10 protein-coding genes are annotated in these 12,868 nt (G+C 52.2%); 1 reads left to right on the forward strand and 9 read right to left on the reverse strand.

Annotation, left to right across the window (positions count from 1 at the left end; all coding sequences use genetic code 11):
* Positions 1-135: 135 nt before the first annotated feature.
* The 6 genes from yegS to mdtD all read right to left on the reverse strand — a co-directional run bounded on the left by yegS (position 136) and on the right by mdtD (position 7,046).
* Positions 136-1,023, reverse strand: coding sequence for a lipid kinase YegS (gene yegS / locus ETV65_RS06850; protein WP_129952174.1), 888 nt, complete (start codon positions 1,021-1,023; stop codon positions 136-138).
* Between the two features lie 371 nt (positions 1,024-1,394).
* Complete coding sequence (yegQ, locus tag ETV65_RS06855) at positions 1,395-2,780, reverse strand: tRNA 5-hydroxyuridine modification protein YegQ (protein ID WP_129952175.1); 1,386 nt, start codon at positions 2,778-2,780, stop codon at positions 1,395-1,397.
* A gap of 186 nt (positions 2,781-2,966) precedes the next feature.
* Entirely contained in the window at positions 2,967-3,314 is a 348-nt protein-coding gene (locus ETV65_RS06860) for a YegP family protein (RefSeq protein WP_129952176.1), read from the reverse strand.
* 154 nt (positions 3,315-3,468) lie between these two features.
* Positions 3,469-4,188, reverse strand: coding sequence for a two-component system response regulator BaeR (gene baeR / locus ETV65_RS06865; protein ID WP_129952177.1), 720 nt, complete (start codon positions 4,186-4,188; stop codon positions 3,469-3,471).
* Positions 4,189-5,574: a two-component system sensor histidine kinase BaeS gene (gene baeS, locus ETV65_RS06870; protein WP_129952178.1), complete on the reverse strand. Its 1,386-nt coding sequence runs from the start codon at positions 5,572-5,574 to the stop codon at positions 4,189-4,191. It lies immediately after the preceding gene.
* Positions 5,571-7,046, reverse strand: a complete 1,476-nt coding sequence (mdtD, locus tag ETV65_RS06875) for a multidrug transporter subunit MdtD (protein ID WP_129952179.1) — start codon at positions 7,044-7,046, stop codon at positions 5,571-5,573. Before mdtD ends, baeS begins: the two co-directional genes overlap by 4 nt.
* Before the next feature lie 260 nt (positions 7,047-7,306).
* On the opposite strand from mdtD, the gene ETV65_RS06880 reads away from it, so the two are divergent.
* A complete protein-coding gene (locus tag ETV65_RS06880) occupies positions 7,307-8,260 on the forward strand; it encodes an aldo/keto reductase (protein ID WP_129952772.1) in 954 nt (317 codons plus the stop codon).
* A gap of 68 nt (positions 8,261-8,328) precedes the next feature.
* On the opposite strand, the gene yegD is transcribed toward ETV65_RS06880, so the two are convergent.
* The 3 genes from yegD to tal all read right to left on the reverse strand — a co-directional run bounded on the left by yegD (position 8,329) and on the right by tal (position 12,807).
* Entirely contained in the window at positions 8,329-9,681 is a 1,353-nt protein-coding gene (gene yegD, locus ETV65_RS06885) for a molecular chaperone (RefSeq protein WP_129952773.1), read from the reverse strand.
* A gap of 124 nt (positions 9,682-9,805) precedes the next feature.
* Entirely contained in the window at positions 9,806-11,800 is a 1,995-nt protein-coding gene (tkt, locus tag ETV65_RS06890; protein WP_129952180.1) for a transketolase, read from the reverse strand.
* A gap of 56 nt (positions 11,801-11,856) precedes the next feature.
* Positions 11,857-12,807, reverse strand: a complete 951-nt coding sequence (gene tal / locus ETV65_RS06895) for a transaldolase (RefSeq protein WP_129952181.1) — start codon at positions 12,805-12,807, stop codon at positions 11,857-11,859.
* Positions 12,808-12,868: the final 61 nt, after the last annotated feature.

Consider the following 12,868-nt stretch of genomic DNA (forward strand, 5'->3'; position numbering starts at 1 on the left):
ATTAAGTAATGTATATCTACCATACAAGTATGCGAAACGTGTTTTATCGGACCAGATCACAAAAAGGAGAGCAGAATTCCTCTGTACTGCAAGACGGATCACAGTACAGAGAATGAACAATGAGAAGGGAGGATATCAGCCGAGCAGCTCACACTGAGGGGGTAAACGGCACTGAATGGCACCAGTCAACACTTCAATATGGAACTGTTTACCGGTCAGCGGTTCGCCGTCAAGGTTGAAGGTCATGTCGTGGGGCGCGGTGATGTCGAGCCATGGCAGGCTGACGGAAACGATATTTTTGTTTTCTTCATTATTGAGCAGGCTACGCAGGAATGACGGCAGCAGCTCTTCTGACGTCAGAAGACGGAGCTGCAGCAGGCCGTCGTTGATCAATGCGTCCGGGCAAATCTGTTGTCCGCCACCGGCCTGGCGGCCATTACCGATGCCGATCACCAGCGCATCGCCTTCCCACTGAAAATCCGGGCCTGTGATTTCGCAGCGATCCGCTTTGAGCGTATCCAGACGTAAAAGCCCGTGGATGAAATACGAAACGCCACCCAGTGCCGCTTTCAGTTTTTCCGGAGTTTCTGTGGTGATGCGCGTCCCGAAGCCGCCGGTGGCCATATTGATAAAGAAATGCTGACTATTGACGCGTGCCAGATCGATAGCAACAGCGTTGCCTTTTACCGCCAGCTGTAGTGCCTGCTCAGGCACCGGGGGGATATTGCAGGCGGTAGCGAAATCGTTCGCCGTCCCCAGCGGCACAATTCCCAGCGCCGGCTTTACACCGTTGAGTTGCGCCAGCGCACCCGCCACTTCGTTAATTGTGCCATCACCGCCGCCGGCGATCACGGTTTCACAGCCAAGACCAACGGCTTCGGCGACATAACGAGCCGCATCACCCTGCTCCCAGGTGACCCGTACATGCAGTCTGACGCCTTCGTCACGCAGTGCGCTCACCGCCTCGCGCAGTTCTTCGATGGCGGCCCCTTTTCCGTTTAAAATCAGCAGTGCTGTGGTCATGTATGCTCCTTTTATCTATACATAACAACAATAGATGATTGTGACCGTATTTGGCTATCGGATAAATCAGTGAAGCGTTCTCTTTGGTATTAAATAATTTCAGTTAAAGTCATTCAATAAAATACTTATTTATCTGCAAAAGATATTTTATTTTTTTAGGGAGGAAAGAGATTATTTGTTTGATGAATGGAAGTACAAGAAGTTGCCCGAATATTCAAAGAAAAGCCAGCTCAAGGGAGATTGAGCTGGCCAAGGAGGTGGTTCCTAGTGTAGTCCGGTGCTTTATTTTGCATTCGAAGTAAATTGCGAATACATATTAACCAGCTACTCTAAAAATAGATGTGATCGAATTCTTATTTTCGAAGAATTCCTTATTTTGAATGCGGATTCCGGGTGTCGGTTTCTTGCAGATTACGCAACAAAATAGCGAATTCCAGGCTGACATCTTCCGGCAGCGCAACATAAACGAAGTGGCCATTACCCGGTGCCACGTCGGTCGGCTGACCTTTTTTGTTGCGTAACGCGTCGAGTGTGAACTGAACGTTGCCCTGCGGCGTCATCATTTCCACGCTGTCGCCGACGCTGAACTTATTTTTTACGTCGATTTCTGCCCAGCCATCTTTACGGTTACCGGTAAATTCACCGACAAATTGCTGGCGGTCACTGACCGAGAAACCGTATTCGTAGTTCTGTTGTGCGTCATGTGTATGACGGCGCAGAAAACCTTCGGTATAACCGCGATGCGCCAGGCCTTCCAGCGTTGACAGCAGCGTCGGGTCAAACGGTTTTCCGGCCACTGCGTCGTCAATGGCACGGCGATAAACCTGTGCGGTGCGGGCGCAATAATAGAAGGATTTGGTACGGCCTTCTATTTTCAGCGAATGTACGCCCATTTTAGTCAGGGTTTCCACATGCTGAATCGCACGCAGGTCCTTAGAATTCATAATATAAGTGCCATGCTCATCTTCAAAAGCACTCATGTATTCACCCGGACGCATCGCTTCTTCCAGCATAAATACTTTATCCGTCGGCTGGCCGATGCCTAACGTGGGTTCTGCGGCTTCTACCTGCTGAACCGGGATCGGTTCGTATTGGTGCACGATGTTGCCGATGGCGTCTTCTTTGCCTTCCTGAACTTTATACTCCCAACGGCAGGCGTTGGTGCAGGTCCCCTGATTCGGATCGCGTTTATTGATATAACCGGAAAGCAGACAGCGGCCGGAATACGCCATGCACAGTGCACCGTGCACGAAAATTTCTATTTCCATGTCCGGCACCTGAGCACGGATTTCAGCGATCTCTTCAAGCGACAGCTCGCGGGACAAAATGACGCGCGTCAGCCCCATTTGTTTCCAGAATTTCACTGTTGCCCAGTTCACGGCGTTGGCCTGCACCGAGAGGTGAATATCCATTTGCGGGAACGCTTCGCGTACCATCATGATAAGGCCCGGATCGGACATGATCAGGGCGTCCGGTCCCATATCTATGACCGGTTGTAAATCACGGATAAAGGTTTTGAGCTTGGCGTTATGCGGGGCGATATTGACCACCACATAGAATTTTTTACCCAGGGCGTGGGCTTCGTTAATGCCTGTTTCCAGGTTCTGGTGGTTAAATTCGTTATTACGCACACGCAGGCTGTAGCGGGGCTGGCCGGCATAAACCGCATCAGCACCGTAGGCAAAAGCATAACGCATATTTTTCAGGGAGCCGGCAGGGGACAGCAGTTCCGGAACAAAAGAATCGCGGGTAAACATAGTCAATCTCAGTCTGATCACAAGTCAGGGCCGTCCCGGATGCGGGGCGACGAAAGGTCAGAATTGTAACGTCTGAGTTGTTTAAAAGCAGCCAGTTCGTGTGGGTATTTGAAGTTTTACCGGGGCAGATCAATTTTTGGATCCTGAGGTTGCAGCAGGAAATGTAGCAACCTCAGGATAACGAGGTCAGGCGATTTGCTGGGTGAGATCACGGATCTCCGGGCTTAGCCCGTTTTTGATAACGGACAGCACCCCTTTTTTAGCGGTGCGGGGTGCGGTGTACATCTCGCTTATGGCAATGACCTGATGATTTTTTGCTTTCAGGACAAAGTAAAACTGCCCGTCTTTCGTGGGTTTGATCTCGTACTGGGCTTCTTCTGAGACGTTGTTTTGTACCGATAAGATGCCGTTTTCCGCTGATGCTTTGCTGGCATACATTTCACTGGTGAGAAGAATCTCTCCGTTACCGGCTTTAAGGATAAAGTGATATTGCCCGTTCCTCGCCTTAATCAGCTCATAGTGGCTATTAGCCATAAAGGTAATCTCCATAAGAGGGGTTATTTTTCAGAAATAAGTGTAGTTAATGGAGACTTTTTCGCGGCGATAGCGGAAATTTAAGGTATGAAATGTGAGCTGGCCGACAGACTTTCAGTAACTTTACAAACCTGAATTGCCGGCCCGAAGAACATTAAACTAAATGGCAAGGCTCCGCTTCCCAGCGGTAACCGACGCCGTATACCGCGCGGATAAATGCCTTTTCACCATCAAGTGATTCGAGCTTACGGCGCAGGTTTTTGATGTGGCTGTCGATGGTGCGATCCGTCACAACGCGGTAATCGTCATAAAGATTATTGAGCAGCACTTCCCGGGTAAAGACATACCCGGGTTTCACAGACAGGGTTTTTAGCAGACGAAATTCCGCCGGAGTCAGCTCAAGTTCGTGTCCCTGAAAAGTGGCCTGAAAGCGAGCCTCATCAATATGCAGGCCGGTATCTTTTGTCACGTGCTCATCCGGACGTACACAACGGCGCAGGATAACCTTCACGCGCGCGACCACTTCCCGCGGGCTATAAGGCTTACAGATATAATCATCTGCGCCAATTTCCAGCCCGAGCAGACGGTCAATTTCTTCCGTTTTGGCAGTCACCATCATGACCGGCACATCGGAGAACTGGCGGATGTCACGGCATATCGTTAAACCACTGCTGCCCGGCAGCATCAGATCCAGCAGAATCAGTGCCGGGGGCTGGGTTTTAACCAGCGTAACCACGTCGTTGCCGTCGGGTAACCACTGCGTGGCATAACCTGCCGCTTCGAGATAATCAATCAGTAACTGGGCGAGTTTAGGCTCATCCTCCACGATCAGGATTTTCAACGGCGCAGGGCCGGACAATGCAGAGTCGTTCATTCAGTTTCTCGGGCCATGTGGGACAGAAAGAGGCAGGACGACCGTAATGCGTACGCCACCCGCCGGGGAGTGGCTTGCGCTGATCTGCCCGCCGTGGGCTTCGACGATATTCTGGCAAATTGCCAGACCTAAACCCGAGCCGCCGCTGGCGCGGTTACGCGAGCCTTCGGTACGGTAAAACCGTTCAAAAATACGGATGAGCTGCTCATCGCTGATGCCCGGCGCGCTGTCCTGGAAAATCAGATTCAGCGTTTTTTCACAGATTTCTCCCAGGATTTCCAGGCCGCCATTCGGATCAGTATAGCGCAGGCTGTTTTCCAGCAGATTATTGAAAAGCTGCGACAGCCGCTGCGGGTCACCAAAGACTTCAGCACTTTCCGGCAGATGGCTGTTGAGCGTTAACTGTTTGCTGTGGAAACGGTCACGCGAGCCAGCCTCGGCCAGTTGTAGCAGATGTACAACGTCGGTATCGACTTTGCGATAAGCCAGCGCACCGGCATCTGACAGAGAAAGCTGATGCAGATCATCGACCAGTTTGGTCAGAATCGCCACTTCAGATTGCAGCGATTCCAGTGAACCGACGGTCATTTTACGCACACCATCCTGCATGGCTTCCAGCTCACCGCGCAATACCGCCAGCGGGGTGCGTAACTCATGGGAAATATCTGCCATAAATGCCCGGCGCATCTGTTCGTTTTTCTCCAGCGTCATTGCCAGCTGGTTAAAGTCCTGCGCCAGTTTCCCCAGTTCATCTTCACTGTCGACTTCCACGCGGGTGCTGAAATTTCCCGCAGCAAGCTGATGGGTGCCATTAACCAGCCGTTTTACCGGCGCGAGCATACCGCGAGATAACACCCAGGTTACGACGGCGGCCAGCAGTGCGGTAAAAGCGACAATCATCCAACTGGTGCGGCTCTGCTGACGCTCGAAGTTGATATCGGCATCGCGGGTCAGGCGCTCAGCGGGCGTGGAAATTACTGAACCGATGATCACGCCATTGACGGTCATCACGCGACGCGGCCCTTGCAGATCGGGCGGGACCGGTTGATCGTAACCGCCGATCCGGCGATCGTGACTGTCGAGGATCCAGAATTTTGTCCGCCAGCCCTGTGGCGGCATTTTCGAACTGCTGTTTTGTTCAAAGGAGCGCATCAGCTGGTAGATCAACCGATCATTTGTTTCCAGAAACTCCCAGCTGCCATGCTGCTTGTATTGCTCCTGCAACGTGTCCGCTAACAGTTCGACGCGCTGTTCGTTGCTTTGACGGATATAGTCAATAAAGCCTCTTTCGAAGCTCATCCGCACGCCCCAGTTCATGATGATCAACACCAGTGCGCAGGTACAAAAGATGGCCATAAACAGCTTGGCGGTGATACCAGGTTTCATGATTTTCTCATCGGATCGGGGGAAGCGGCCGCCGCACGACGCCGGTTAATGATGGCGTTTTTCTGCCTGTCAGGCGGCACTTTGGAAAATACCCAGGCAGGCAGGGCAATCACCAGCGCCATCGACATATAGCAATACAGAAAAGCGGTGTGCAGGGTACTGCTGTCAGGTGTCATTGCTTGCTGGTGTGCGAACAGGCCAATCAGTAAACCGGCAACGCTGACACCGAGGCTCATTGACAATTGCATGATCATCGACAGTAAGCTATTGCCACTGCTGGCAAGGCGTGGCGGTAAATCTTTAAGTGTCAGGGTATTCATCGACGAGAAGCGCAGCGAGTTCACCATTCCCTGGAAGAACAGCACAATCGGGATCATCCATACGGCGCCGTAAATCGCCACCAGCGGAAAAATCAGGGTAATCAATGCCAGCAGCAATGTGGCGCTGACCAGTGCCGAACGATAACCTAGCTGATTCACCAGCCGGACCACCACGCGTTTCATCCCCATGCTGCCCAGCACCATTGGGATCATCATCAGTCCGGCATGGAAGGGCGTAAAGCCCATTCCAAGTTGCAGGAAGACCGGTGTCATAAACGGCAGCATGCCGCTGCCGATACGCCCCAGCAAGCTGCCGGTCAGGCCAATTTTAAAAGACGGTGTATGGAACAGGCGCAAGGAAAACAGTGCTGAAAGATTACCGCGAGCGTGTAACCAGTAAATGCCCAGCGCCGCACCACCGGCGATGACCAGTAATACGATTTCCAGCGCCGTCAGCCCCATGCTGCGGCTGCCTTCCAGCGCCAGCGTCAGCGTGGCCATACACACTGCCAGCATAACAAACCCGCTGATATCAAAGCGCCGGGTTTGCATTTTATAGTTCGGCATGATCATTAATGTGGCGATGCATCCGGCCAGACCGACCGGCAAATTGATCAGGAAAATCCAGTGCCAGCTTGCATATTGCACCAGAAAACCGCCTAACGCCGGGCCCAGTAACGGGCCGACCTGACCGGGCAATGTCACCATTGTCATCGCTGCCATGTATTCGCTGCGCGGGACAATTTTCAGCACTGTTAGCCGGCCAACAGGCACCATCATCGCGCCGCCAATCCCCTGAACGATGCGTGACATCACCAGTTCGCGCAGGCTTTCCGATTGTGCGCACAGCAGCGAACCGAGCGTGAACAGCACAATGGCTGAAAAAAATACCCACTTAACCCCGACTTTGTCCGCCAGCCAGCCACTCGCCGGTAACATCACCGCGACCGTCAGCACATAAGCCACAATGACCGAATGCATGTGCAACGGATTTTCACCCAGACTGCGGGCCATCGACGGCAGGGCAGTATTAACGATCGTAGTGTCAAGGGCCTGCATAAAAAAGCCAAAGGCGACGATCCATAATTGCCAGCGAACTGAAGCTGGCAGCGGCGTGGAAGGAGGTAAAGTGTCAGTGTTTTCAGATTTCATGAGTCATCGCATCAGCACAATCATTGTTGCGGTATTTCAGGCGGGAATTAACCTGCAGACCGGCTTACAGTGTAGCCAGAATGTTTCAGCAGAAAATGGAGGAAATAAGGAGAGTCTTTCCCATTTTTTGACAATACTTCTGACTATAAAGAATAGCTTTCAGCCTGACATTTTATATCAAAATGCTAAGGTTGACCTTTGACCATCAACCGTTCGCATGCAAAGTAAGTCTGATTTGAGCGTTTAAAAGGGAGATAATGATGAACAAAAGAGAACTGGGTCGTACAGGTATCCAGGTGCCGCCGTTAACCTTCGGTGGCAATGTATTTGGCTGGACCGTCGATCAGGCAGCCTCGTTTAACCTGCTGGATGTCTTGCTGGATCATCAACTGAATTTCATTGACACAGCTGACGTCTATTCGAGCTGGGTTGAAGGTAATAAAGGGGGTGAATCCGAAACCATTATCGGTAACTGGCTGAAAAAAACCGGTAAGCGTGACCAGATTATTCTCGCCACCAAAGTCGGAAAACCGATGGGTGAGGGAAAAGTCGGGTTGTCGCCACGCTATATCAAAGAGGCGGTAGAGGCCTCGCTGAAGCGTCTGCAAACGGATTATATTGATTTGTATCAGTCACATGATGACGATGCCGATACACCGCTGGCTGAAACCATGGCGGCGTTTGACCGGCTTATTAAAGAAGGGAAAGTGCGTGCCGTTGGGGCATCCAACTACAGCGCACCACGTCTGGTTGAAGCGCTGAAAGTCAGTCAGGAAAACGGACTGGCGCGTTATGAAACGCTGCAACCGCAATATAATTTGTATGACCGTAAAGTATATGAAGAAGCGCTGGAAAAAGTCGTGACGGATAACGGCTTAGGTGTCATCAACTTCTATGGCCTGGCAGCCGGTTTTCTGACCGGGAAGTACCGTACCAGAGCCGATGCAGGGAAGAGTAAACGCGGTGAAAGTGTGATTGCGCGTTGCCTGAATGAGCGTGGCCTGAAAATACTGGCCGGATTGGATCAGGTTGCCGGTAAGCATGGTGCTCAGCCGGGACAGGTAGCACTGGCCTGGCAGATTGCCCGTCCGGGTATCACTTCACCGATTGTCAGTGCGACCTCTCTGCAACAGCTAAACGAACTGGCGCAGGCTGCGACCCTGAAGCTGGATGAGTCTGATATCAGGACGTTAAATGATGCCAGTGCCTGGTAAGTCCTGGCTCTGAACCATAAAAAACCGCCTGGATTCAGGCGGTTTGCGTTTATCGGCCTCTTTAAATCCTAACGGAATAACGTTTGGGCCCAGCGCGCCAGACCTGCCGTAACCGAGCCGAAATCATTTCCTCCAACCAGCGGGATCCCGGGTAACTGCGCCTGCAAAGCGGCGCGCAGCAACGGTGAACGTGCACTGCCACCGGTCAGATAAATCACATCCGGTTTAATTTCGCTGCTGGCGAGTGCCAGACTGACCTGCTCCTGAATACGTTCCAGGGGCTGAGAAATCGCGTCACTCAGTTGCTGCTGGGTAATGGTTTCTGCCAGACCCGATTCAATGAAGTCCATGGCTGCCGTCACGCTTTCACGTTCAGACAATGCAATCTTACTTTCTTCCGCTGCACGAACCAGACGGTAGCTCAGACGTTGTTGCTGAACTTTCAGCAGGCGTTTGATCAAATCAGGCTGCGCTGCATCACGGATCAGATCACGTAACATGCGGCCGTTCGCCACACTATAGAAATCCAGTTGCGCCGGAACATCGTTGGTCGCGACGGCATTCCAGTAAGGCAGGGCCGGGATAGCGATACCTTTCTGGGTTTCACTGCCCATACCAAATTGTGGAGTCAGCTGTTTGAATGCGGTCATGATATCCAGATCATTACCGCCGATGCGGCAACCACTATGACCAAGCAGGCTGTTCTGACGCTCTGCTTTATCACGCCATTGTGGCCCCATCAGCAGTACCGAGCAGTCAGTCGTACCGCCGCCGATATCGACAACCAGCACCGTTTTCTCTTCGGTCAGTGTGGCTTCGAAATCCAGACCGGCCGCGACCGGTTCAAACTGGAAAGCGATATCACGAAAACCCGCACGTTCTGCCGCACGCTGCAAAATACCTTGTGCCTGAGCATTGGCTTCATCACCGCCCATGCCCTGGAAGTTAATCGGGCGGCCAATAACCGCCTGTTCAATACTTTCCTGCAGGACAGACTCAGCCTGACGTTTGATGTGGAACATCATCGCGCAAACCAGATCTTCGAACAGGGCGATCTGTTGTGGCTTCAGGCCGTTTGCGCCGAGGAACGATTTGGGAGAACGCACAAAGTACACTTCTTCCGGATCTTCCATATAGGTCGAAAGTGCCCGCAAACCGAAGTTTACGCTGTTGGCATTAACCGGGATATCTTCCTCGCGGTTAAAGCTGATACTGCGACGCAGCAGCGCCAGATTTTCATCACTGCCTGCGGGAACCTGCCCGTGACGGTTCAGCCATTCGCTGACCGCTTCACGTGTCGGTGCACAAAGCATGGAGGGTAAGTAAGGATCGTTATTTTCTAGCGCCAGAAGGTGAGCGTTATCGTCACGCATCACTGCAACGGAGCAATTCGCTGTACCGTAGTCAAATCCAATAAACATCATTGTTCCCCATGCCAAAGAAGGGACGGGACTTTACCGGAGAGAGGGCGATTCATCAAGTCAGATAGGATGCGCAATGAAGAGGAAATCCCTCTCCTGGGGAGAGGGAATCAAGTACAGAGAATTACTTCAGCAATGCCTGCGCTTTAGCGACGACATTATCAGCGGTAAAACCGAACTCTTTAAACAGTTGCTCGGCTGGCGCAGATTCCCCGAAGGTTGTCATGCCGACAATGGCACCATTGAGGCCGACATATTTGTACCAGTAATCGGCGATACCCGCTTCAACCGCAACCCTTGCGGTCACGGCTTTCGGCAGAACCGATTCGCGGTAAGCCGCGTCCTGTTGGTCGAAGACATCGGCAGACGGCATGGAAACCACGCGTACTTTGGTGCCCGCGGCAGCCAGAATGTCCGCAGCTTCTACCGTGATGCCCACTTCCGAACCGGTGGCAATCAGGATCACCTCCGGCGTACCGTCAGAATCTTTCAGTACATAACCGCCGCGTGCAACGTTAGCCAGCTGTTCCGCCGTACGCGGCTGCTGTGTCAGGTTCTGACGTGAGAAGATGAGCGCAGAAGGGCCGTCAGTACGTTCGATGGCGTATTTCCAGGCGATAGCCGACTCCACCTGATCACCCGGACGCCATGTGTTCATATTTGGCGTCACGCGCAGGCTGGCCATTTGTTCTACCGGCTGGTGCGTAGGGCCATCCTCACCCAGACCGATTGAATCATGGGTGTACACAAACACGTTGCGGATCTTCATCAGTGCCGCAAGACGAACGGCGTTACGGGCATATTCCACAAACATCAGGAATGTCGCGGAGTACGGCAGGAAACCGCCATGCAAAGCGATACCATTAGTAATGGCGGTCATGCCAAATTCACGAACACCGTAATGAATGTAGTTACCCGCCTGATCATCACCGATGGATTTGGAACCAGACCACATTGTCAGGTTACTTGGCGCGAGGTCAGCGGAGCCGCCAAGGAATTCCGGCAGAATTTTACCGAAGGATTCCAGCGTATTCTGCGAGGCTTTACGACTGGCAATATTGGCCGGTTTCGCCTGCAATTCTTCGATGTATTTCTGCGATTCGTTTTGCCATTGCGCAGGCAGTTTGCCGCTCATGCGGCGCTCAAATTCTGCGGCCAGTGCCGGATAGGCTTTGGCATACGCGGCAAACTTCTCATTCCAGGCTTTCTCTTTCGCTTTGCCGGCTTCTTTGGCATCCCACTGGTCATAAATATCTTGTGGGATTTCGAAAGGCGGGTAGTGCCAGCCGATATGTTCACGGGTGGCTGCAACTTCATCATCACCCAGCGCAGCACCGTGGGCACCGTGAGTACCGGCTTTGTTCGGTGAACCGAAAGCAATGACGGTTTTGCACAGCAACAGTGACGGTTTGTCAGTGACTTTGCGGGCTTCTTCGATAGCCGCTTTCACCGCGTCAGGATCATGCCCGTCAATACCGCGGATCACATGCCAGTGATAGGCTTCGAAGCGTTTGGCGGTGTCATCGGTGAACCAGCCTTCAACATGACCGTCGATAGAGATACCGTTGTCATCATAAAACGCAATCAGCTTGCCGAGTTTCATGGTGCCGGCAAGCGAACAGGCTTCGTGTGAGATACCTTCCATCATGCAACCGTCGCCTAAAAAGACGTAGGTATAGTGGTCGACGATGTCGTGATTTTCACGGTTAAACTGAGCCGCAAGTGTACGTTCGGCAATCGCGAAACCTACGGCGTTCGCAATCCCCTGACCCAGCGGGCCGGTGGTGGTTTCCACGCCCGGCGTATAGCCAAATTCCGGATGTCCTGGCGTTTTAGAATGCAGCTGGCGGAAGTTTTCCAGCTCTTTCATCGGCAGATCGTAACCCGTCAGATGCAGCAGGCTGTATTGCAGCATTGAACCGTGGCCGTTTGACATCAGGAAGCGGTCGCGATCGACCCATTTAGGGTTGGTTGGATTGTGATTCATATAATCACGCCACAACACTTCAGCGATATCCGCCATTCCCATGGGGGCTCCGGGATGGCCTGAGTTCGCTTTTTGAACGGCATCCATGCTCAGTGCACGGATCGCATTTGCGAGTTCTTTACGAGAGGGCATATTCACTCCATCTGTTTTTTTCAACGCTAAAATTCAAAACTTACATTCAGTTAAAACTAAAGTTGTGCCGACAGCATATCTTCGAGTTTCTTCTGATCGACGGCAAATGAACGGATACCTTCGGCCAGTTTTTCTACGGCCATAGCATCCTGATGATGCTCCCAGAGGAATTCAGCCTGTGTCAGCGGTGCCGGCTTTTTATCTGCCTGAGAAGACGGCTGCAGTTTGCGTTCAACCGGTGCATCACTGGCTTTCAGTTCTTCCAGCAGGTTTGGTGAAATCGTCAGGCGGTCACAACCTGCCAGGGCCAGAATTTGTTCCACTTTGCGAAAGCTCGCGCCCATGATGACAGTCTCGTAACCGTGGGATTTGTAGTAGTCGTAGATATTCCGGACAGATTCTACGCCCGGATCTTTTTCGACGTCGTAGGTGGCGTTGGGCTCTTTGGCTTTGTACCAGTCATAGATACGGCCAACAAAAGGCGAAATCAGATATACCCCGGCTTCGGCGCAGGCCCGTGCCTGAGCAAAAGAGAACAGCAAGGTCAGATTGCAGTTGATGCCTTCTTTTTCCAGTTCATTAGCGGCCTGGATACCTTCCCACGTTGATGCCAGTTTAATCAGGATGCGCGATTTATCGATGCCATGATCCTGATATAAACCGATCAGTTTGCGGGCTTTTTCGATACACAAATCCCGGTTAAATGACAGGCGGGCATCCACTTCTGTCGAGACGCGCCCCGGCACACTTTTCAGGATTTCGGCCCCGATATTAACGGCCAGTTTATCTGTCGCATTGATCACCTGAGTTTCTTTGCTGCCACCTTGCTTGCGGGCGTAGTCCAGCGCGTCTTTAATCAGGTTTTGGTACTGCGGCAGGTCGGCTGCTTTGAGGATCAGCGAAGGATTGGTCGTCGCATCCTGAGGCTCGAAATGACGGATAGATTCAATGTCACCGCTGTCGGCAACGACGGTGGTGATTTTTTTTAGTGCGTCTAACTGGTTCATCTCTTAGCTCCTTGGCGAGAAAAAACGATACAGCAATAAGGTCTGACGACTCTCTTTCGTA

Origin of the sequence: Rahnella sp. RFA10(1/100) (genome assembly GCF_004195115.1) — a bacterium.
GTDB classification, from domain to species: Bacteria; Pseudomonadota; Gammaproteobacteria; order Enterobacterales; family Enterobacteriaceae; genus Rahnella; species Rahnella perminowiae.